The sequence below is a fragment of the Streptomyces sp. NPDC021115 genome, from assembly GCF_044333065.1.
GTDB lineage: Bacteria > Actinomycetota > Actinomycetes > Streptomycetales > Streptomycetaceae > Streptomyces.
Genome location: NZ_JBIRQF010000006.1, coordinates 372,138 through 392,242, shown reverse-complemented (window position 1 = coordinate 392,242; position 20,105 = coordinate 372,138). Strand labels below are relative to the sequence as shown.

17 protein-coding genes are annotated in these 20,105 nt (G+C 71.1%); 9 read left to right on the top strand and 8 right to left on the bottom strand.

Features of this window, described 5'->3' with window-relative positions; genetic code table 11:
- Positions 1 to 12 precede the first annotated feature (12 nt).
- Positions 13 to 1,509: an APC family permease gene (locus ACH4TL_RS21615; protein ID WP_398316366.1), complete on the top strand. Its 1,497-nt coding sequence runs from the start codon at positions 13 to 15 to the stop codon at positions 1,507 to 1,509.
- Here ACH4TL_RS21615 and ACH4TL_RS21610 read toward each other — a convergent pair.
- Positions 1,490 to 2,563, bottom strand: coding sequence for an ArsR/SmtB family transcription factor (locus ACH4TL_RS21610; protein WP_398316368.1), 1,074 nt, complete (start codon positions 2,561 to 2,563; stop codon positions 1,490 to 1,492). The genes ACH4TL_RS21615 and ACH4TL_RS21610 overlap by 20 nt on opposite strands.
- Positions 2,564 to 2,969: 406 nt before the next feature.
- Positions 2,970 to 5,696, bottom strand: coding sequence for a pyruvate, phosphate dikinase (gene ppdK / locus ACH4TL_RS21605; RefSeq protein ID WP_398316370.1), 2,727 nt, complete (start codon positions 5,694 to 5,696; stop codon positions 2,970 to 2,972).
- Positions 5,697 to 6,189: 493 nt separating this feature from the next.
- On the opposite strand from ppdK, the gene ACH4TL_RS21600 reads away from it, so the two are divergent.
- Positions 6,190 to 7,515 carry an MGH1-like glycoside hydrolase domain-containing protein gene (locus ACH4TL_RS21600; RefSeq protein WP_398316372.1) on the top strand — a complete coding sequence of 442 codons (1,326 nt, stop codon included), beginning with the start codon at positions 6,190 to 6,192 and terminating at the stop codon, positions 7,513 to 7,515.
- Positions 7,516 to 7,533: 18 nt separating this feature from the next.
- Here ACH4TL_RS21600 and dusB read toward each other — a convergent pair whose 3' ends face one another.
- A complete protein-coding gene (dusB, locus tag ACH4TL_RS21595; protein WP_398316374.1) occupies positions 7,534 to 8,673 on the bottom strand; it encodes a tRNA dihydrouridine synthase DusB in 1,140 nt (379 codons plus the stop codon).
- A gap of 194 nt (positions 8,674 to 8,867) precedes the next feature.
- Between dusB and ACH4TL_RS21590 the strand changes: the two genes are divergently transcribed.
- Positions 8,868 to 10,367, top strand: a complete 1,500-nt coding sequence (locus tag ACH4TL_RS21590; RefSeq protein WP_398316376.1) for an MFS transporter — start codon at positions 8,868 to 8,870, stop codon at positions 10,365 to 10,367.
- Here the strand turns inward: ACH4TL_RS21590 and ACH4TL_RS21585 are convergent.
- Positions 10,334 to 11,272, bottom strand: a complete 939-nt coding sequence (locus ACH4TL_RS21585) for a helix-turn-helix transcriptional regulator (RefSeq protein ID WP_398316378.1) — start codon at positions 11,270 to 11,272, stop codon at positions 10,334 to 10,336. The genes ACH4TL_RS21590 and ACH4TL_RS21585 overlap by 34 nt on opposite strands.
- A 102-nt stretch (positions 11,273 to 11,374) precedes the next feature.
- Between ACH4TL_RS21585 and ACH4TL_RS21580 the strand changes: the two genes are divergently transcribed.
- From ACH4TL_RS21580 to ACH4TL_RS21570, 3 genes are all read left to right on the top strand, one after another.
- Positions 11,375 to 12,832, top strand: coding sequence for an MFS transporter (locus tag ACH4TL_RS21580; RefSeq protein ID WP_398316380.1), 1,458 nt, complete (start codon positions 11,375 to 11,377; stop codon positions 12,830 to 12,832).
- 218 nt (positions 12,833 to 13,050) lie between these two features.
- A complete protein-coding gene (locus ACH4TL_RS21575; RefSeq protein WP_398316382.1) occupies positions 13,051 to 14,070 on the top strand; it encodes an aldo/keto reductase in 1,020 nt (339 codons plus the stop codon).
- An 8-nt stretch (positions 14,071 to 14,078) separates the two neighbouring features.
- Positions 14,079 to 14,666: a TetR family transcriptional regulator gene (locus ACH4TL_RS21570; RefSeq protein ID WP_398316384.1), complete on the top strand. Its 588-nt coding sequence runs from the start codon at positions 14,079 to 14,081 to the stop codon at positions 14,664 to 14,666.
- Positions 14,667 to 14,705: 39 nt separating this feature from the next.
- On the opposite strand, the gene ACH4TL_RS21565 is transcribed toward ACH4TL_RS21570, so the two are convergent.
- Entirely contained in the window at positions 14,706 to 15,350 is a 645-nt protein-coding gene (locus ACH4TL_RS21565) for a response regulator (protein WP_398316386.1), read from the bottom strand.
- A complete protein-coding gene (locus ACH4TL_RS21560) occupies positions 15,338 to 16,552 on the bottom strand; it encodes a sensor histidine kinase (protein ID WP_398316388.1) in 1,215 nt (404 codons plus the stop codon). Before ACH4TL_RS21560 ends, ACH4TL_RS21565 begins: the two co-directional genes overlap by 13 nt.
- 172 nt (positions 16,553 to 16,724) lie before the next feature.
- Between ACH4TL_RS21560 and ACH4TL_RS21555 the strand changes: the two genes are divergently transcribed.
- A complete protein-coding gene (locus ACH4TL_RS21555; RefSeq protein WP_398316390.1) occupies positions 16,725 to 17,225 on the top strand; it encodes a hypothetical protein in 501 nt (166 codons plus the stop codon).
- On the opposite strand, the gene ACH4TL_RS21550 is transcribed toward ACH4TL_RS21555, so the two are convergent.
- Together ACH4TL_RS21550 and ACH4TL_RS21545 are read right to left on the bottom strand one after the other, a co-directional pair.
- The gene (locus ACH4TL_RS21550) at positions 17,164 to 17,466 is read right to left on the bottom strand and encodes a hypothetical protein (RefSeq protein WP_398316392.1); all 303 of its coding nucleotides are present in this window, start codon (positions 17,464 to 17,466) and stop codon (positions 17,164 to 17,166) included. The two genes, ACH4TL_RS21555 and ACH4TL_RS21550, sit on opposite strands and share 62 nt — an antisense overlap.
- Positions 17,467 to 17,599: 133 nt before the next feature.
- Entirely contained in the window at positions 17,600 to 18,982 is a 1,383-nt protein-coding gene (locus ACH4TL_RS21545) for a glycine--tRNA ligase (RefSeq protein ID WP_398316394.1), read from the bottom strand.
- Here ACH4TL_RS21545 and ACH4TL_RS21540 point away from each other — a divergent pair.
- Entirely contained in the window at positions 18,969 to 19,124 is a 156-nt protein-coding gene (locus ACH4TL_RS21540) for a hypothetical protein (RefSeq protein WP_398316396.1), read from the top strand. The genes ACH4TL_RS21545 and ACH4TL_RS21540 overlap by 14 nt on opposite strands.
- Before the next feature lie 11 nt (positions 19,125 to 19,135).
- Complete coding sequence (locus ACH4TL_RS21535) at positions 19,136 to 20,101, top strand: metal ABC transporter substrate-binding protein (RefSeq protein ID WP_398316398.1); 966 nt, start codon at positions 19,136 to 19,138, stop codon at positions 20,099 to 20,101.
- Positions 20,102 to 20,105 lie beyond the last annotated feature (4 nt).

The window sequence follows — 20,105 nt, the reverse complement described above, 5'->3', positions numbered from 1 at the left end:
GCGAGCACCGCCATGCGCACCAAATCCATCGAGGCGACCATCGAGGACGCCGCGGGCCCGGACACCCGGCTGGCCCGTGCCCTGGGACCGCTCCAGCTGACCCTCATGGGCATCGGCGTCACCATCGGCGCGGGCATCTTCGTCCTGACCGGCACCGCCGCCGCGAACTACGCCGGGCCCAGCATCGCGCTCTCGTACACCATCGGCGCGGTCGCCACGGCGCTGGTCGCGCTGTGCTACATGGAGTTCGCCAGCACCGTCCCGGTCGCGGGCAGCGCCTACACCTTCGCGTACGTCTCGCTGGGCGAGCTGGTGGCCTGGCTCATCGGCTGGGACCTCATCCTCGACATGACGATGGGCGCGGGCGCGGTGGCCAGCGGCTGGTCGCAGTACGTCAGCGACTTCCTGGCCACCTTCGGGATCCACCTCCCCGCGTCGCTCGCCGGTCCGGACGCCACGGTCAACGTGCCCGCGGTGCTCGTCATCCTGGTGCTCACCGCCGTGCTGGCCTCCGGCGTCCGCACCACCTCGCGCATCAACACGGTGATGACGGTGGTGAAGCTGGCGGCCATCCTCGTCTTCCTCGCCATCGGCGTGGCCCACATCGACCCCGCCAACTGGTCGCCGTTCATCCCCGAGGCCAAGCCGGTGGGCGGCGACGGCGACATGTGGCAGCAGCCGCTGCTGGGCTGGGCCGGGCTCGGGGCGGACGCCACGTTCGGCACCGCCGGGATCCTGACCGGCGGCGCGATCGTCTTCGGCGCGTACTCCGGCTTCGACATCATGGCCAGCAACGCCGAGGAGGCCAAGCGCCCGCAGCGCACCCTGCCGATCGCGCTGATGGCCACCGTCGGCGTGTGCGCCGTGCTGTACGTGGCGGTCGCGCTGACCGTGACCGGCATGCAGCACTACACCGGGCTGGACAACGCCGCGCCCATCACCGGCGCGCTCAAGGCGGCCGGGGCCGACTGGGCGGTGCGGATCGTGGGCATCGGCGCGATCTGCGGGCTGACCACGGTGGTGATGATCATGCTGCTGGGGCAGAGCCGGGTGTTCCTCGCGATGAGCCGCGACCGGCTGCTGCCCGCCTGGTTCTCCCATGTCCACCCGGTCACCCGCAGCCCGCGGCGGATCACCTGGACCCTGGGGCTGCTGGTGGCCTTCATGACCGCCGTGCTGCCCATCGGCGACCTCGCCGAACTGGGCAACATCGGCATGCTGACCTCCTTCATCGTCGTCTGCGCGGGCGTCGTCCATCTGCGCCGGTCCCGGCCCGAGCTGCGGCGCGGCTTCCGCACCCCGTGGGTGCCGGTCGTCCCGGCCGTCGCGGTGCTGCTGTGCCTGCTGCTGGTGGGCAGCCTGCCGCTCATCACCTGGGCACGGTTCCTCGGCTGGATGGCAGCCGGGCTGCTGATCTACCTCTGCTGGGGCCGCCGCCACAGCAAGGTGGCCACCGGCGAACTGGCCGCAGGGACGGAACCCGAGCGGGTCACCTCATCCACGCCGTAACGGGCCTCGCCGCCCCGGCCGACCGGCCGCCGTGCGCCCGGTCGGCGGGGGCGCCGCCGCGCAGCAGGGCGGCGCCCAGCGGGGTCAGGGTGTGCAGGACGGCACCGCCCTGGCGCAGCGTATGGACGAGCCCCGCCTCGCGCAGCACGCTCGCATGCTGGCTGGCCGAGGCGAGCGATACGCCGACCCGGCGGGCGAGTTCGCTCGTCGTACAGCCACCGCCGACCTCCAGCAGCACCGCCGAGCGGGTGTGGCCGACGAGCTTGCCGAGCGACTTGGTCTGCCCGGGCGCGGCGGGCGTCGTATCGGCCGGCCGGGGCCTGCTGTTCGGCTGCTGCGGAACACCGCTCCGGGCGTGTTCCACGGGGTAGACCAGGACCGGGGTCAGCTCCGGGTTGAGGTAGGTCACCGGGGTTCTCCGGCAGAAGAACGACGGCAGGAGCAACAGCCCCCGGCCGCGCAGCTCCAGATCCCGGTCGACGGGGTAGTCCACCTCCAGCACGGGCGCCCGCCAGCGCATGGTCGGCGGCAGCGAGGCCAGCAGCCCGTCCGCGCCCCCGTCCAGCAGCGCCCGCCCGCGCGCCGCCCGGTCCGCCTCGATACGGGCCTGTATGTGCGCCCAGTACGGCGCGACGGCGGCCTCGTGATACGAGCGCAACACCCCCACCAACCGGTCCAGCGGCCGCCGTTCGCCCTGCGCCAGCCCCCTTATCCACCCCGGCAGCGCCCGGGACGACGGCAGCCGGTCGACTTCCGCGTGCAGCCGCTCGGCGGGCGTCGCCCGCAGCGCGTCCATCGCTGCGTCACACCCGATTACCCCCTCGGCGGGCGTCAGGAAGTCGGGGAAATAGCCCCGCGACGGAATGAGCGGCGCCAGCAGCCGCCCTTCGCCGTTGAGCCGGTTGCGCGCCTCCGAGCGCCATTCCCCGTATACGGTCTCGGCGCGGTTCTCCCGCAGCCGGTGGAAACTTAGGACGGTCTCCCAGAGCGCATCCGGGCGGATGGCCATCCGCAGCCGGGCCAGATCGAGTTCACTGAAATGAACACGTAGCACCAGACCCTCACAAGTGACATGGTGACCGCCCCCGACCACCGTTGAGTATGCACGGTGGCACGGTCAGTGACCATGCCCTTTTGGCCAGATGTGAAAGGGGCAGCGCTACGAGGTGTCCAAGAGGAAAGCTGTTCTCCGGGAAAACCGGGCGCGCCGGGGAAACGCCACCGACGTCCGTCCGTAATTCAACAGGCGGTGCTCTGGGCCGTATTGCTCGTTCCCGTGGGGGGTGACGAGCGTGCGACGGCGACAGGGCACTTGTTGCCGCCCGATCCGATGCCGGGCGGCAACGGCTCCCGTGGGGGGAGTGAGAGGGGGCGGCACCTCCGCACAAGGTGCCGCCCCCTTTGAGGGCCGGGGTCGCTGCCGGATGAGGGTGGGTGTTCCCGGCGCGACTCCGGTGGCTCTACCGGCCGTTGGCCGCCGCGCGGCCCGACTCCAGGCGGGCCACGGGGATGCGGAACGGGGAGCAGGAGACGTAGTCCAGGCCCACCTCGTGGAAGAAGTGGACGGACTCCGGGTCACCGCCGTGCTCGCCGCAGACGCCCAGCTTGAGATCGGGGCGGGTGGCCCGTCCGGCCTGGGCGGCGGCTCGGACCAGGGAGCCGACGCCGTCCTTGTCGATCGTCTCGAAGGGGCTGACGCCGAAGATGCCCTTCTCCAGGTACGCGGTGAAGAAGCTCCCCTCGACGTCGTCACGGGAGAAGCCCCAGACGGTCTGGGTCAGGTCGTTGGTGCCGAAGGAGAAGAAGTCGGCGGACTCGGCGATCTGCGCGGCGGTCAGCGCGGCCCGGGGCAGCTCGATCATGGTGCCGAGGGAGAGCTTGAGGTCCACGCCGTGGGCCCGCTCGACCTCGGCGATGACCTGCTCGGCCTCCTCGCGGACGATCTCCAGCTCCTGGACGGTGCCGACGAGCGGAATCATGATCTCGGCGCGCGGGTCGCCCTTGGCCTCCCGGCGGGCGGCGGCGGCCTCGGCGATGGCGCGGACCTGCATGGCGAACAGGCCGGGGATGACGAGTCCGAGGCGTACGCCGCGCAGGCCGAGCATCGGGTTCTGCTCGTGCAGCCGGTGGACGGCCTGGAGGAGCCGCAGGTCGTTCTCGTTGTGGTCCTTGCGGGACTCGGCGAGCGCGACGCGCACCGACAGCTCGGTGATGTCGGGCAGGAACTCGTGCAGCGGCGGGTCGAGCAGCCGGACGGTGACGGGCAGCCCGTCCATCGCCTCGAACAGCTCGACGAAGTCCTTCTTCTGGAGGGGCAGCAGCTCGCCGAGGGCGGCGTCGCGCTCCTCGTCGCCGTGGGCGAGGATCAGCCGCTCGACCATCTCGCGGCGCTCGCCGAGGAACATGTGCTCGGTGCGGCACAGCCCGATGCCCTGGGCGCCGAAGCGGCGGGCGCGGGCGGCGTCCTCGGCGTTGTCCGCGTTGGCGCGCACCCGCAGGCGGCGGACCCGGTCCGCGTACGCCATGATCCGGTGCACGGCGCCGATCAGTTCGTCGGCGTCGTCGGCGCCCGCGTGCATCCGGCCCTCGAAGTACTCGACCACCGGGGACGGGACGACGGGGACCTCGCCCAGGTAGACCTTGCCGGAGGAGCCGTCGATCGAGACGACGTCGCCCTCCTCGATGACCAGGTCGTCCTTGCCTTCCGAGCTCGGCACGATCATGCGGCGGCGCTTGGTGTCGACCTCCAGGTCCTCGGCGCCGCACACACAGGTCTTGCCCATGCCGCGGGCGACGACGGCGGCGTGCGAGGTCTTGCCGCCGCGGGAGGTGAGGATGCCCTCGGCGGCGATCATGCCGTCCAGGTCGTCGGGGTTGGTCTCACGGCGGATGAGGATGACCTTCTCACCCGAGCGGGACCACTTGACGGCGGTGTACGAGTCGAAGACGGCCTTGCCGACGGCGGCGCCCGGGGAGGCGGCGATGCCGCGCCCGATCTTCCGTACGGCGTCGCTCGCCGCGGCCTCCTCGTCGAAACGCGGGAACATCAGCTGCGCGAGCTGCGCGCCGTTGACCCGGCGCAGCGCCTCGGCCTCGTCGATCAGCCCCTGGTCGACCAGCTGGGTGGCGATCCGGAAAGCGGCACCTGCGGTGCGCTTGCCGACCCGGGTCTGGAGCATCCACAGCTTGCCGCGCTCGATGGTGAACTCGATGTCGCACAGGTCCTTGTAGTGCGTTTCGAGCGTTTCCATGATCTGCATCAGCTCGTCGTACGAGCGCTTGTCGATCTGCTCCAGGTCCGCGAGCGGAACGGTGTTGCGGATGCCAGCGACGACGTCCTCGCCCTGGGCGTTCTGGAGGTAGTCGCCGTAGACGCCCTGGTGACCGCTGGCCGGGTCACGGGTGAAGGCGACGCCGGTGCCGGAGTCGGGGCCGAGGTTGCCGAAGACCATGGAGCAGATGTTGACCGCGGTGCCCAGGTCGTGCGGGATGCGCTCCTGGCGGCGGTAGAGCTTGGCGCGGTCGCCGTTCCAGGAGTCGAACACGGCGCGGACGGCGAGGTCCATCTGCTCGCGCGGCTCCTGCGGGAAGCTGCGGCCGGTCTCCTGAGAGACGATCGACTTGAACTCGGCGACCAGTTTCTTGAGGTCGGCCGCGTCGAGGTCGATGTCGACGATGACGCCCTTGGCCTGCTTGGCCGCGTCGATGGCCTCCTCGAAGAGGTCACCGTTCACACCCAGCACGGTCTTGCCGAACATCTGGATGAGGCGGCGGTAGGAGTCCCAGGCGAACCGGTCGTCGCCCGCCTGCGCGGCGAGCCCGGCGACGGACTCGTCGGAGAGGCCGATGTTGAGGACGGTGTCCATCATCCCGGGCATCGAGAACTTCGCGCCGGAGCGTACGGATACCAGGAGCGGGTCGTCGGCCTGGCCGAGCTTCTTTCCCATCTTCCCCTCGAGGGCTTCGAGGTGCGCACTCACCTCGTCGCGGAGGGCCACGGGCTCGGAACCGCTGTCGAGGTAGACCTTGCACGCCTCGGTGGTGATGGTGAACCCGGGTGGCACGGGGAGACCGAGATTGGTCATCTCGGCGAGGTTCGCCCCCTTCCCGCCGAGCAGGTCCTTGAGATCCTTGTTGCCCTCGGTGAAGTCGTAAACGAACTTCTGCTGATCTTGTGTTTCCGGCACGGGACTCGATCTCCTCGGCTCGGCTGCCCTGACGGCGGGGAGCGTACCCAGATCGAAGGCTCCTGAGTATGTCCACTCCACCGTCATTCGGCTGTAACCACCCGCCTGCCACGTGTTCGAAAGTGCGCCGCCGAAGGCAGTGACGCGAGCCACCCCTTCAAGAGTCGAACACATGCACACGCCACGCATATGGGCGGACCGGCATTCACTACTTTCCGTTATCGTTGGTTCGAGGGCTCGAACATCGAGAGCGTGGCACTGAGTGCCATTCATTGAGGAGGTGAGCACAGCGGACAACCACCGAACCACCCCCTCATCACCGCTCATCTGAGCGGAGACTTGATCAGAGTGGCGAGAATCACCCCCCTCCAGAGTGCCTCGTCTCACTCTTTGGACACAACGAGAAGGCTCTCGCTCAGATGAGCGATTCGCAGGTGAGCGGCGGTCGCGGGGCCGGTATCGTGCCGCCAGACGCCATGCGAAGGAGGGCTCCGTGACCAGCGCCCGGCGCGCGCTCGCGCAGGTGGTGCCCGGCGCGCGGCGCGTCCTCGACGAGAACTGGACCGGCTCCTCCACGGTCCCCTCCCGTGGCCTCTATCCGCACCAGTGGAGCTGGGATTCGGCGTTCATCGCGATCGGATCGCGTCATCTTTCGGTACGCCGCGCCCAGCGGGAGCTGGAAACCCTGCTCGCGGCCCAGTGGGACGACGGACGCATCCCCCACATCGTCTACAACCCGGCGGTGCCGCCCGGCGCCTACTTCCCGGGCTCCGACTTCTGGCTGCCCTCCACGGGCGGCAGCGGCGCCCCGCCCGGCGTCGCGACCTCCGGGATCGTCCAGCCACCCGTGCACGCGCTCGCCTGTCTGCTGGTGCACCGCACCGACCCGCACGCCTCCGTACGGTCCGGCTTCACGGCCCGCGCGTATCCCCGGCTCGCCGCCTGGCACCGCTATCTCACCGAGCGGCGCGATCTGGGCGGCGGCGGTCTGGTGTCCGTGGTCCACCCCTGGGAGCCGGGCATGGACAACAGCCCCTGCTGGGACGCCCCGCTGGCCCGCGTCGAACCCGCCCCGGCGGAGACGTTCCGCCGCGCCGACCTCGCCCACGGCGCGGCCGCCGACCGTCCGACGGACCTGGACTACGGGCGGTACGTACGGCTCGCGGCGGACTACCGGGACGGGGGCTACGAGGACCGCCCGGGCACGCTCGGTTTCGTGGTCGAGGACCCGGGCGTCAACGCGCTGCTCATCGCGTCCGAACACGCCCTGGCCGAGATCGCCCGGACCCTCGGCGCGGACCCCCGCCCCCACCGCGCCCGGGCCGCCCGCCTGACGGCCGCCCTGCTGGACCGGCTGTGGGACCCGGCGGCCGGGCTGTTCCTGTGCCGTGACGTACGCGGCGGGGGCCTGATCCCCGAGCGGAGCGCGGCGGGCCTGCTGCCGCTGCTCGTCCCGGAGCTGCCCCGCGCCACGGTCGACGCGCTGCTCCGTACGGCCGCGGGCGAGCACTTCGGCCTGGGCACCGCGGTACGTCTGGTGCCCAGCTACGACCTGCTCGGCCACGCCTTCGACCCGTCCCGCTACTGGCGCGGCCCCGCCTGGTTCAACGTCAACTGGCTCCTGGAGCGCGGGCTGCGGCTGCACGGCGCCGTACCCGAGGCGGACGCGCTGCGGGCCGCCGCGCTGGAGGCGGCGGCCGGCTCCGGGTTCGCCGAGTACGTCGACCCGTACACGGAGGAGGCGCGCGGTACGCGGGACTTCAGCTGGACGGCGGCGCTGGCGCTGGACCTGGCGGTGGCGGCGGATCAGGACGTCTGATCGTCGCTGTCGGGTGATTCAGCCGCCCGAAGTGTCCAGCTCCGCGTCCGCCGTGACGCCCGCGCAGTCGTACGGGTCCTCCAGCCAGCCGTCCGGGAGGACCACCCGGTTACGGCCCGAGGTGCGGCCGCGGGGGCCGTCGGCGCCGGGGGGCCACTCCTGGTCAAGGTCCAGCCCGGCCAGCAGGTCGTCCAGCTCGGCCAGGGACGAGGTGATCGCGAGCCGCTTGCGCATCTCGGAGCCGACCGAGAAGCCCTTGGTGTACCAGGCGACGTGCTTACGGAAGTCGATCACGCCGCGCTCCTCGTCCTCCAGCCACTCGGCGAGCAGCTCGGCGTGACGGCGCATCACGGCGGCGACCTCCTTCAGCGTGGGCCGCGCGGGACCGGCACCGCCGCCCGGCTCGAACGCCGCCACCAGGTCGCCGAAGAGCCACGGCCGCCCCAGGCAGCCGCGCCCGACGACCACGCCGTCGCAGCCGGTCCTGGCCATCATGCGCACCGCGTCCTCGGCGGACCAGATGTCGCCGTTGCCCAGCACCGGGATCTCCGGGACGGTCTCCTTCAGCCGCGCGATGGCGTCCCAGTCGGCCGTGCCGCCGTAGTGCTGGGCCGCCGTGCGGCCGTGCAGCGCGATAGCGGTCACGCCCTCCTCGACGGCGATCCGGCCCGCGTCGAGATAGGTGATGTGGTCGTCGTCGATGCCCTTGCGCATCTTCATGGTCACCGGCAGCTCACCGGCGCCCGTCACGGCCTCGCGCAGGATCGCGCGCAGCAGGTGCCGCTTGTACGGGAGCGCCGAGCCGCCTCCCTTGCGGGTCACCTTGGGCACCGGGCAGCCGAAGTTGAGGTCGATGTGGTCGGCCAGGTCCTCGTCCACGATCATCCGTACGGCCTTGCCGACGGTCACCGGGTCGACCCCGTACAGCTGGATGGAGCGCGGCTTCTCGGTGCCGTCGAAGTGGATCAGCCGCATGGTCTTGGCGTCCCGCTCGACCAGCGCCCGAGTCGTGATCATCTCGCTGACGAACAGCCCCTTGCCGCCGCTGAACTCCCGGCACAGGGTGCGGAACGGCGCGTTGGTGATCCCGGCCATCGGTGCGAGCACCACCGGCGGCTGGACCGTATGCGGGCCGATCTTCAGCTGTGTCTGGGTCATGGGGTGAGCTTCCTCGCGGTGCGGGTAGGTGGGTCGTATGGGTGGCCGTGCCGGGACGTCGCACGAAACGTACAGATGGCACGGGTGGTACGGATCGTCGTACGGACCGGACCTCTCATTCTCCCGCACCCGCGCAGGGGATCGGGCGGGCGGTTCATACCGCTGTCCCCACGACATCGTTGTAGCGTTCAACCATGTCTGAGCTCAGCCCCCGGCGGCGCATGTTCGTGCTGGCGATCTGCTGCATGAGCCTGTTGCTCGTCAGCCTCGACAACACCGTGCTGAACGTCGCCCTGCCCTCCATGCGGAGCGATCTGAACGCCTCGGTCTCCGGAATGCAGTGGACGATCGACGCGTACACGCTCGTCCTCGCCGCGCTGCTCATGCTCGCCGGTTCGACGGCCGACCGGGTGGGGCGCAAGCGCATCTTCCAGACCGGGCTGGTGATCTTCACCCTCGGCTCGGCGCTGTGCAGCCTCGCCCCCAACCTGGGGGCGCTGGTCGGCTTCCGCATGGTGCAGGCCATCGGCGGTTCGATGCTCAACCCGGTGGCCATGTCGATCATCACCAACACCTTCACCGAGCCCCGGGAGCGGGCCCGGGCGATCGGGGTGTGGGGCGGGGTCGTCGGCATCAGCATGGCGGCCGGGCCGATCGTCGGCGGGGTGCTGGTGGAGTCGATCGGCTGGCGCTCGATCTTCTGGATAAACCTTCCGGTCGGGCTCGCGGCGATGGCGCTGACCGCCCGCTTCGTACCGGAGTCGCGGGCCCCGAAGCCCCGCAGGCCCGACCCCGTCGGCCAGCTGCTGGTCATCGCCGTCCTCGGCTCCCTGACGTACGCGATCATCGAGGCGCCCGGGTACGGCTGGGGCTCGCCGCTGATCAGCGTCTGCACGGCGGTCGCCGTCGTCGCGCTGATCGCGCTGATCCGCTACGAGCGGCAGCGTGCCGAACCGTTGATCGATGTGCGCTTCTTCCACAGCGCCCCCTTCAGCGGGGCGACGGTCATCGCGGTCAGCGCGTTCGCGGCGCTCGGCGGCTTCCTCTTCATGAACACGCTCTACCTCCAGGACGTCCGCGGGCTCTCCGCCCTCCAGGCCGGACTGTGGATGCTGCCGATGGCGTCCATGTGCTTCATCTGCGCACCGCTGTCCGGGCGGCTGGTGGGCCACGGCGGGCCCCGGCTGCCGCTGCTGCTGGCCGGGGTGACGATAGGAGCCAGCGGGGTGCTGTTCGCCGTCTTCGACGCCGAGTCCACCGATGCGCTGATGCTGACCGGCTATCTGCTGTTCGGCATCGGCTTCGGACTGGTCAACGCGCCCATCACCAATACGGCCGTCTCCGGGATGCCCCGTTCGCAGGCCGGGGTCGCCTCGGCCGTCGCCTCCACCAGCCGTCAGGTCGGCCAGTCGCTCGGAGTCGCGGTGATCGGCGCCGTACTGGCCGCGGGCGCGGCGGCCGGGGTGTCCGGTGCGGCGGCGGGCCACCAGGCATCGGCCGCGGCCACCGCCGCGTTCGTGGACGCCGCCCGCCCCGCCTGGTGGATCATCGCCGGATGCGGTGCCGTCATCCTGCTGCTCGGCGCCCTGACCACCGGCCGCTGGGCGCTGGCCACCACCCGGCACGCCGCCGCGCTGTTCGAGGACGGCGGGCCGACGGGTCAGACCTCGGCCAGTTCGAGCGCCAGGGCGTGAAGCTCGGCCAGGCGCTCATGGCTCTCCGCGTCCACCGGGGTGTACGTGAGCAGCTTGGGCCCCTGGTTGGGTCCGGTCCACAGACTGGTCGAGGACAGCCGCAGCACGCCCACCTCCGACTGCCGGAAGACCTTGATCTTGTCGCCGGGCCGCAGCACCTCATGGCGCGCCCAGATCTCCCGGAACTCAGGTGAGGCCTCCTCCAGCCGCCTCAGCAGCGCCTTCCAGGCGGGCTCGGCGACGTGTTCGGCCATCGCGGCGCGGAACTTGGCGGCCATCAGCCGGATCGTCTCGTCCCGCTCGACCAGGCTCGCGCGCCAGTCGTCGTTGGTGAAGGCCAGCCACAGGCAGTTGCGGTCCTCCGGCGGCAGCGCGTCCAGATCACACATCAGCAGCCGGTAGGAGCGGTTGTAGGCGAGCAGGTCGAACCGGGCGTTCTGCACGCACGCCGGGAACGGCTCCAGCTGCTCCAGCATCACCTGAAGCGACTGCGGCACCCCGGAGCACTCGCTCCCGGGGGTCGGATCGACCGCCCCGGCGAGCGCGAAGAGATGCTCGCGCTCGCTGCGGTCCAGCAGCAGCGCGCGGGCGATGGCATCGAGGACCTGCGCCGAGACATGGATGTCCCGGGCCTGCTCCAGCCACGTGTACCAGGTCACGCCCACCGTGGAGAGCTGGGCGACCTCCTCGCGGCGCAGCCCCGGGGTCCTGCGCCGGCGGCCGCGGGGCAGCCCTACCTGCTCGGGGGTGATCCGCTCCCGGCGGCTGCGCAGAAAGGCCGCCAGCTCGGTCCGCCGGATGGCGGCCCCGCCGCCGTCCGGCCTGCCGCCGTCGCCTCTGCCGCCGTCGCCTCTGCCGCCGTCGGCCCTGGCGGTGGCCGTGGCACCCTGCACCGTGATGGTCATGGCTCCAGGGTGCCGCATGGGCTCAGCCGGTTGCCAGGTACTTCTTGTACCAGGATAAAGACACTCTGGTACCTGGTTGAGTGCGGCGCGATCGTCGTAAGCGTGACCGAAACCGAGATTCCTACCAGAACCGCCATCCCGGCCGCCCGCGCCCGGGACACCGCCGCGACACCGACCAGTGGGACGCTGAGCGGCCCGGGGCTGTTCACCCTGCTGCTCGGGGCGGCCCTTCCCCTGATCGACTTCTTCATCGTCAACGTGGCCCTGCCCACCATGGAACGCGATCTGCACACGGGACCCGCCGTCCTGGAGCTGATCGTCGCGGGCTATGGCGTCGCCTACGCGGTGCTGCTGGTCCTCGGCGGACGGCTGGGCGACTCCTTCGGACGCCGTCGGCTCTTCCTCGCCGGAATGGCGGCCTTCGGGCTGGCCTCGCTGGCGTGCGGGCTCGCGCCGGACGCGTGGAGCCTGGTCGTGGCGCGCGTCGCGCAGGGCGCCGCGGCGGCGCTGATGCTGCCGCAGGTGCTGGCCACCATCCACTCCTCCACCAGCGGCCCGCGCCGCGCCCGCGCGCTCAGCATGTACGGCGCGACGGCCGGTCTCTCCATGGTGGCGGGGCAGATCCTGGGCGGTGTGCTGGTGGCCGCGGACATCGCGGGCACCGGCTGGCGCGCGGTCTTCCTGGTCAACGTCCCGGTCGCGCTGATCGGCCTGGTGCTGGCCCTGCGTACGGTGCCCGGGACCCGCGCGGAGCGGCCCGCGCCGGTGGACGTGCCGGGCACGGTGCTGCTGGCCGTCTCGCTGATCACGCTGATGGTGCCGCTGACCGAGGGGCGGGCGGCGGGCTGGCCGCTGTGGACCTGGCTGCTACTGGGCGCGTTCCCCTTCGCCGCGACGGCGTTCTACGTGATCGAGCGCCGCGCCGACCGGGCCGGGGCGGTTCCGCTGCTGCCGCCGAGCCTGTTCGCGCTGCGCGGGCTGCGGCGCGGGCTGCCGATGGTGGTGCCGTTCTCGATCGGCTTCGGCGGCTTCATGTTCGTCATCGCGGTCGCGCTGCAACAGGGCCTGCGGTACGGGCCGGTCGCGGCCGGACTGGCGCTGGCGCCGATGGCCGCCGCCTTCTTCGTGGCCTCGCTCATGGGACCGCGCCTGGTCGGCAGGTACGGCAGCCGCGTGGTGACCGCGGGCGGACTGCTCCAGGCGGTGGGCCTCGGGCTGCTGATGCTGGCCGTGACGCGCGACTGGCCGGACCTGTCCCTGGCCGGGCTGCTGCCGGGGGTCGCGCTGGCCGGTTTCGGGCAGGGGCTCCAGCTGCCGGTGCTGATCCGGATCGTGCTGGCCGACGTGCCGAACGAGCGGGCCGGGGTGGGCAGCGGCGTGATGGTCACGACCCAGCAGTCCTCGCTGGCGCTGGGCGTCGCCACGCTCGGCACGCTGTTCCTGGCGCTGGTGCCGTCGATGGGTATGGGCGACGCGCTGATGATCACGCTCGCCGCACAGCTCGCGGCGGTGGCGCTGACGGTGCTGCTGAGCCTGCGGCTGCCGCGCGTGGTGGTGTGAGCGGGCGTGTGGGGGTGACGGACAGCGGATGACAGGCGGGCGATCACGAGTAGGCGGTGACGGCTGAGCGATGACAGCCGGGCGATGACGAGTAGGCGATGACAGGCGGGAGATAGCAGATACCAGATGACAAATATTGAAATCTGTCATCACATCTGCCACGCTTGTCAGCGCAACGCACCGTATGGAACCCCCGAGTCCCCGCAAGGAGCACCCCCATGCAGATGCGCCAACTCGGCACCACCGGCCCCCAGGTCTCCGCACTCGGCCTCGGCTGCATGGGCATGTCCGCCCTGTACGGACCCACCGACCGCGCCGAGTCCCTGGCCACCGTCCACGCCGCGCTCGACGCCGGGGTCACCCTGCTGGACACCGGCGACTTCTACGCCATGGGCCATAACGAACTGCTCATCAACGAGGCCCTGCGCACCGCCCCCGCGGCCCACCGCGAAAAGGCGCTGCTCAGCGTGAAGTTCGGCGCCCTGCGTGGCCCCGACGGCAACTGGTCCGGCTACGACGGCCGCCCGGCCGCCGTCAAGAACTTCGCCGCCTACTCGCTCCAGCGCCTCGGCGCCGACCACATCGACGTCTACCGCATCGCCCGCGTCGACCCCGACGTCCCGATCGAGGAGACCGTGGGCGCCATCGCCGAACTGGTCGAGGCCGGTTACGTACGGCACATCGGGCTCTCGGAGGCGGGCGCGGAGACCGTGCGCCGGGCCGCCGCCGTCGCCCCCATCTCCGATCTCCAGATCGAGTACTCCCTGATCTCCCGCGGCATCGAGGAGGAGATCCTGCCGGTCTGCCGTGAGCTGGGCGTCGGCATCACCGCCTACGGCGTGCTCTCCCGCGGGCTGATCAGCGGCCACTGGAGCCGGGACCGCAAGCTCGCCGACACCGACTTCCGCAGCTTCAGCCCGCGTTTCGGCGGCGACAACATCGACCACAACCTCGGCCTGGTCGAGGCCCTGCGCAAGGTCGCCGACGACAAGGGCATCAGCGTCGCGCAGACCGCCATCGCCTGGGTGCTCGCCCAGGGCCCGAAGCACGCCACGGCCATCGTGCCGCTGATCGGTTCCCGTACACGTGCCCAGCTGACGGAGGCGCTCGGCTCGCTGGACGCTACGCTCGACGCCGACGACCTGGCCGCGATCGAGGAGGCCGTTCCGGCCGACGCCGCAGCGGGCGACCGCTATCCGCAGGCCAGGATGCGCGACCTCGACAGCGAGAAGAAGTAAGGGACCCGATGCCGCCGCCCGAGACACCGCTGACCCCCGACCGCGTCCTCGAAGCCACCGAGGACGTGCTGCGCCGCTACGGCCCGGCCAAGGCCACGGTCGTGGACGTCGCCCGCGCGCTCGGGGTCAGCCACGGCAGTGTCTACCGCCACTTCCGTACCAAGGCGGCCCTGCGTGAGGCGGTCACCGAGCGGTGGCTCGACCAGGCGCACGACGAACTGTTCGCCATCGCCCGCGCCAAGGGCCCGGCGGCCGACCGGCTGCGCGAGTGGCTGTCGACCCTCTTCGCCGCCAAGCGGGCCAAGGCGGGCGACGATCCGGAGCTGTTCGCCACCTATCTGTCCCTCGCCGCGGAGAACAGCGGCACCGTGGCCCGGCACATCGAGACGATGATCGGTCACCTCACGAGGATCGTCGAAGGCGGCATCGCGAGCGGCGAGTTCAGGAGGTCCGACGCCCGCAATACGGCCCGGGCCCTGTGGGCCGCGACGGCCCACTTCCACGACCCGGTGTACGCGGAGGAGTGGTCGGCCCCGGACGTGGAGCTGGCCTTCGCCGACCTCTTCGGGCTGCTGCTGAACGGCCTGCGGGCCTGAGGCACGGTTGAGCCCCCGGCCAGGGGCTCAGCCGGGGGCTCAGCTCACGCCTAGGAAACGCAGCACCGCCAGCACCCGGCGGTGGTCCGCGTCGGCGACCGGCAGGTCCAGCTTCACGAAGATGCTGTTGATGTGCTTCGCCACCGCGGACTCGCTGATCACCAGCGCCGCGGCGATCCCCGCGTTCGACCGCCCGCCCGCCATCAGCTCCAGCACGTCCCGCTCCCGCCGCGTCAGCCGGTCCAGCGGATCGCTGTGGCGGCGCACCAGGAGCTGGGAGACGACCTGCGGGTCCAGCGCGGTGCCCCCGCCCGCCACCCGCCGCAGCGCGTCGACGAACTCCTCCACGTCCGCGACGCGTTGCTTCAGCAGATAGCCGATGCCGCTCGTGTGCGCGGTGAGCAGGTCGGCCGCGTACCGTTCCTCCACGTACTGCGAGAGCAGCAGCACCGCCGTGTCCGGCCACTGCCGCCGGATCAGCAGGGCGGCCCGTACGCCCTCGTCCGTGAAGCCCGGCGGCATCCGCACGTCCACCACGGCGATGTCCGGACGGTGCTCCTCCACCGCCGTCAGCAGGCCCTCCGCGTCCGCCGCCTCCGCCGTCACCTCGAAGCCCGCCATCTGGAGCACTTTGACGAGGCCGATCCGCAGCAGGACCGAGTCCTCGGCGATCACAGCACGCACGGCAGCTCCACGGTGATGACGGTCGGGCCCCCGCGGGGGCTGCTGATCTCGAACCTGCCGTCCACCGAGCCCGCGCGTTTGGCGAGCCCGGTGAGACCGGTGCCCCGGGCGGCGTCGGCCCCGCCCTCCCCGTCGTCGGCGATGACGACCCGGAGCGTGTCCCCGGTGCGGACCACCGTGACGTCGGCCCGCCGCGCCCGGGCGTGCTTGGCGACGTTGGCCAGCGCCTCGGACACGACGAAGTACGCGACGGCCTCGACGGTCGGGGCGGCCCGTTCCGGCACATGGACGTGCAACCGTACCGGCAGCGGTGCGCGCGCCGCGATGCCGGAGAGGGCGGCGTCCAGGCCGAGTTCGTCGAGGACGGCCGGGTGCAGCCCGCGCACCAGGCTGCTCAGCTCCTCGATGGCCTCCTTGGCCTCCCGGTGCGCCTCGTCGATCACCTGCCGGGCCTCGTCCGGCAGATCGGTCAGGGTGGCCTTGGCCAGGCCCAGGTTGACCGCCATGGAGACCAGCCGCTGCTGGGCGCCGTCGTGGAGATCGCGTTCGATGCGGCGGCGCTCGGCGTCGGCCGCGTCGACCGCGCCCGCACGGCTCTCGGTCAGGTCCTCGACCCGGCGCTTCAGCTCCCTGGCCGGTACGGGGCCCAGCAGCGCGGTCGCGGCGCGCGCGTCGAGCCGTACGAGGGCGCCGACGAGCGCGTAGGCGAGGAACAGCAGGATCAGGCCGCCGGCCGTGACGTAGGCGGCCTGGGTCGAGTATCCGACGTGTTCGAGCCGCCAGGACAGCGGGACGCCCCACACCCAGATGTACACGGTGGCGGCCGGCAGACCGACGAGGGCCATCACGACGGCCAGCACCCCGCCCCATGCGACCGCCGGTCCGGCCAGCAGGTGGTACCAGAGTTGCCGCGGGGCACTCTGGGGCCCGGCGATGTCGATGTCGAGAAGCGCCTTGAAGCGCCACCGCTGGACGCGCGTCAGCACGGGCGTGGCCACGGCCGGGATCATGAGCGGGAGGGTGAGGGCGAGCGTGATCTCGCCCAGGGTCGTGGTGTCCTGGTAGATCAGCCACGGCATGCTCATGGGTATCGCCCAGGCCACGAACTGCACCGCCGCGCCCGCGACGCCGAAACCGAGGTCGCGCCGCAGCCGGTGAAGCGTCCGCTCGAACGCGGGCCGCAGCGCGGTGGGGAGTCTCATGCGGCGACTCTAGAGCGGCCCGGTGCGGCCGCGCGCTGGAGCGCGGACCCGGAAACGGGGTGCAACTAATGCCACCCCACATCGGCAACTGCCATGAACGACACGGACGGTGGCGCCGACAAGGCTGGTGGGCAGGCCCGATCCCCGGGCCGTCCGGAAGGAGACCCACCCCATGACCGCCCTGTACGCCCCCGCCCGGTCCGCCCGGAGCACACCGCGCACCCGTCCGGCGTGGCTCACCCGGGTACGCCCCGAGCCGGTGCTGCTCGCCTCCGGGGTGGCGCTGGTGCCCTGGCTGTACGTACTGGCGCGGACGCTCCCCTCCACCGCCCGGGTCGCCCACTGGAACGTGGCCTGGGTGGGCCTGGACGCGCTCGAAGCGCTCGGGCTGCTGTCCACCGCCGCCCTGCGGATGCGCGGGGACGACCGCCACCGGCTGACCGCGGCCGCCACCGGCACGCTGCTGCTGGTGGACGCGTGGTTCGACACAGTGACGGCCGCCTCGGGCGGGGAGCTGGCCTGCGCCGTCGCGATGGCGCTGGGCGCTGAGCTGCCGCTGGCCGCGCTGTGCGCGGCGCTCGCGCTCCGGGGCGGCCCCGGGAAGCGGCGGGTCAGCCCTGGGAGGCGGCCCACCACAGCATCACCGCGGCCACCGCGAAGCACGCGAACATGATCAGCAGGGCCTGGCGGCGGGCGGCGGCGTCGGCCGTCATACGAGGGGAGCCGAGGGCGCCATGGGCCTGGGCGAGGTGGTCGAGGCCCTTGTGGCGGGCGCCGCCGTAAGTGATCTGTTCCTGCCAGTCGCAGTGCCGACAGCCGAGGAGGCGTCGCTGCCCCCGGCCGTAGCCGTAATCCACCTCGAAGACGGTGCCGTCCTCGCCGGTGGCCGTGATGTGATGCGTCACGCCTCGCATGGTTGGTGAACCCCCGTTCCTGCCGAACCCCTGCCGAACCGAACCTGCCAAGCCGACGGGCTCCGGCGCCGCGGCATTCTATCCGCGGTGCCGGAGCCCGTCCTCGTGCTGTGCGCCCTGCCGTAGGCGCTGGTCAGCAGCCGATCAGTCGGCCGCCCAGGTACGACTGGATCTGGTCGAGGGAGACCCGCTCCTGCTTCATCGTGTCGCGCTCGCGCACGGTCACGGCGTTGTCGTCGAGGGTGTCGAAGTCGACGGTGACGCAGAAGGGCGTGCCGATCTCGTCCTGACGGCGGTAGCGGCGGCCGATGGCGCCCGCGTCGTCGAACTCGATGTTCCAGTGCTTGCGCAGGTCCGCCGCGAGCCCCTTGGCCTTCGGGGAGAGCTCAGGGTTGCGGGACAGCGGCAGCACCGCGACCTTGACCGGGGCGAGCCGCGGGTCGAGCCGCATCACGGTGCGCTTCTCCAGCTTGCCCTTGGCGTTGGGCGCCTCGTCCTCGATGTACGCGTCGAGCATGAAGGCCAGCATGGCGCGGCCGACGCCCGCCGCCGGCTCGATGACGTACGGGGTCCAGCGCTCGCCGGCCTCCTGGTCGAAGTACGACAGGTCCTGGCCGGACGCCGCGGAGTGCGCCTTGAGGTCGTAGTCGGTGCGGTTGGCCACGCCCTCCAGCTCACCCCACTCGGAGCCGCCGAAGTTGAAGCGGTACTCGATGTCGGCGGTGCGCTTCGAGTAGTGGGAGAGCTTCTCCTTCGGGTGCTCGTACCAGCGGATGCTGGACTCCTGGATGCCGAGGTCGCGGTACCAGTTGTAGCGCTGCTCCATCCAGTACTCGTGCCACTTCTCGTCCTCGCCCGGCTTGACGAAGAACTCCATCTCCATCTGCTCGAACTCGCGGGTGCGGAAGATGAAGTTGCCCGGCGTGATCTCGTTCCGGAAGGACTTGCCGACCTGCGCGATGCCGAACGGCGGCTTGCGGCGCGAGGTCTGCTGCACGGCGAGGAAGTTGGTGAAGATGCCCTGGGCGGTCTCGGGGCGCAGGTACGCGACCGAGCCGGAGTCCTGGGTCGGGCCGAGGTGGGTGGAGAGCAGCCCGGAGAACTGCTTGGGCTCGGTGAAGCTGCCCTTGTTGCCGCAGTGCGGACAGTTGAGGTCGGCCATGCCGTTCTCGGGGAGCTTGCCGTGCTTGGCCTCGTAGGCCTCCTCCAGGTGGTCCGCGCGGAACCGCTTGTGGCAGGAGGTGCACTCGGTCAGCGGGTCGGTGAAGGTGGCGACGTGGCCGGACGCCTCCCAGACCTCGCGGGCGAGGATCACGGACGAGTCGAGTCCGACGACGTCGTCACGCGAGGTGACCATGGAACGCCACCACTGGCGCTTGATGTTCTCCTTCAGCTCCACGCCGAGCGGTCCGTAGTCCCAGGCGGCGCGCTGGCCGCCGTAGATCTCGCTGCACGGATAGACGAAGCCACGGCGCTTGCTCAGGCTGACGATGGTGTCGATCTTGTCGGCGGCCACGGTGCTCTCTTCATTGATGACGACATTGGAGGACGCGAAGCGAATGCTTCAGGTTACCGGCGGCGGCACCCCCCGGATCAAATCGATGCCGGAAGTGATCAAGAACAAGACCCTTGTTGACAACCGTTTCCATCTTTGTTGAAAATGAGAGTCATGAACATACGCCGCCCCTCCCCCGCGGCAGCCCTTGTCGGGGCCGCCGCGATGGGCTTGACCACCCTCACAGCCTGCTCCACCAACACCGGAGACGGAAGGACGGACGGCAAGCTCGATGTGGTGGCGTCGTTCTATCCCATGCAGTTCCTCGCCCAGCGCATCGGGGGGCACCACATCAATGTCTCCACCCTGACCAAGCCCGGCGTCGAACCGCACGACCTGGAGATCAGCCCCCGGCAGACGGCCCAGCTCAGCAAGGCCGGGCTGGTCGTCTACCTCAAGGGGCTCCAACCCGCCGTCGACCGGGCCATCGGCCAGGCCGAGCCCAAGCACGTCGCCGACGCCGCCTCGTACACCTCCCTGGAGGACCACGGGACGGAGGTGGAGGGCCACGAGCATGGGGACGGGCACGAGGCCCATGAGGCGCACGAGGGCGACGCCGCCGCCGATCCGCACATCTGGCTCGACCCGGTGCGCTACGCCCGGGTCGCCGAGGGCGTCGGCAAGGCCCTGGAGAAGGCGGACCCGGACCACGCCGCCGCCTACAAGAAGAACACCGCGGCCCTGGTGAAGCAGCTCGGCGCCCTCAACGACGACTTCAAGGCCGGCCTGAAGGACCGTACGACGGACACCTTCATCACCACCCACGCCGCGTTCGGCTATCTCTCCGAGCGCTACGGGCTGCGCCAGGAGGCCATCTCCGGGGTCGACCCGGAATCCGAGCCGAGCCCGGCGCGGATGCGGAGCCTCCACACGATCGCCAAGAAGGACAAGGTCGACACCGTCTTCTTCGAGACGCTGGTGAGCGACAAGACGGCGAAGACCCTGGCGGGCGATCTCCATCTGAAGACGGACGTCCTCGACCCCCTTGAGGGGATCAGCGACAAGTCCAAGGGCCGCGACTACCTCGAGGTCATGCGGTCGAACCTGACGGCCCTGCGTAAGGCGCTGGGCGCGGGATGACGCG

Bases quoted from the DNA above. Each gene is read 5' to 3' on its own strand.
- ACH4TL_RS21615 (WP_398316366.1), top strand. From the start codon at position 13: ATGCGCACCAAATCCATCGAGGCGACCATCGAGGACGCCGCGGGCCCG.
- ACH4TL_RS21570 (WP_398316384.1), top strand. From the start codon at position 14,079: ATGCCGCCGCCCGAGACACCGCTGACCCCCGACCGCGTCCTCGAAGCC.
- ACH4TL_RS21590 (WP_398316376.1), top strand. From the start codon at position 8,868: ATGTCTGAGCTCAGCCCCCGGCGGCGCATGTTCGTGCTGGCGATCTGC.
- dusB (WP_398316374.1), bottom strand. From the start codon at position 8,673: ATGACCCAGACACAGCTGAAGATCGGCCCGCATACGGTCCAGCCGCCG.
- ACH4TL_RS21550 (WP_398316392.1), bottom strand. From the start codon at position 17,466: ATGCGAGGCGTGACGCATCACATCACGGCCACCGGCGAGGACGGCACC.
- ACH4TL_RS21575 (WP_398316382.1), top strand. From the start codon at position 13,051: ATGCAGATGCGCCAACTCGGCACCACCGGCCCCCAGGTCTCCGCACTC.
- ACH4TL_RS21560 (WP_398316388.1), bottom strand. From the start codon at position 16,552: ATGAGACTCCCCACCGCGCTGCGGCCCGCGTTCGAGCGGACGCTTCAC.
- ACH4TL_RS21535 (WP_398316398.1), top strand. From the start codon at position 19,136: ATGAACATACGCCGCCCCTCCCCCGCGGCAGCCCTTGTCGGGGCCGCC.
- ACH4TL_RS21585 (WP_398316378.1), bottom strand. From the start codon at position 11,272: ATGACCATCACGGTGCAGGGTGCCACGGCCACCGCCAGGGCCGACGGC.
- ACH4TL_RS21555 (WP_398316390.1), top strand. From the start codon at position 16,725: ATGACCGCCCTGTACGCCCCCGCCCGGTCCGCCCGGAGCACACCGCGC.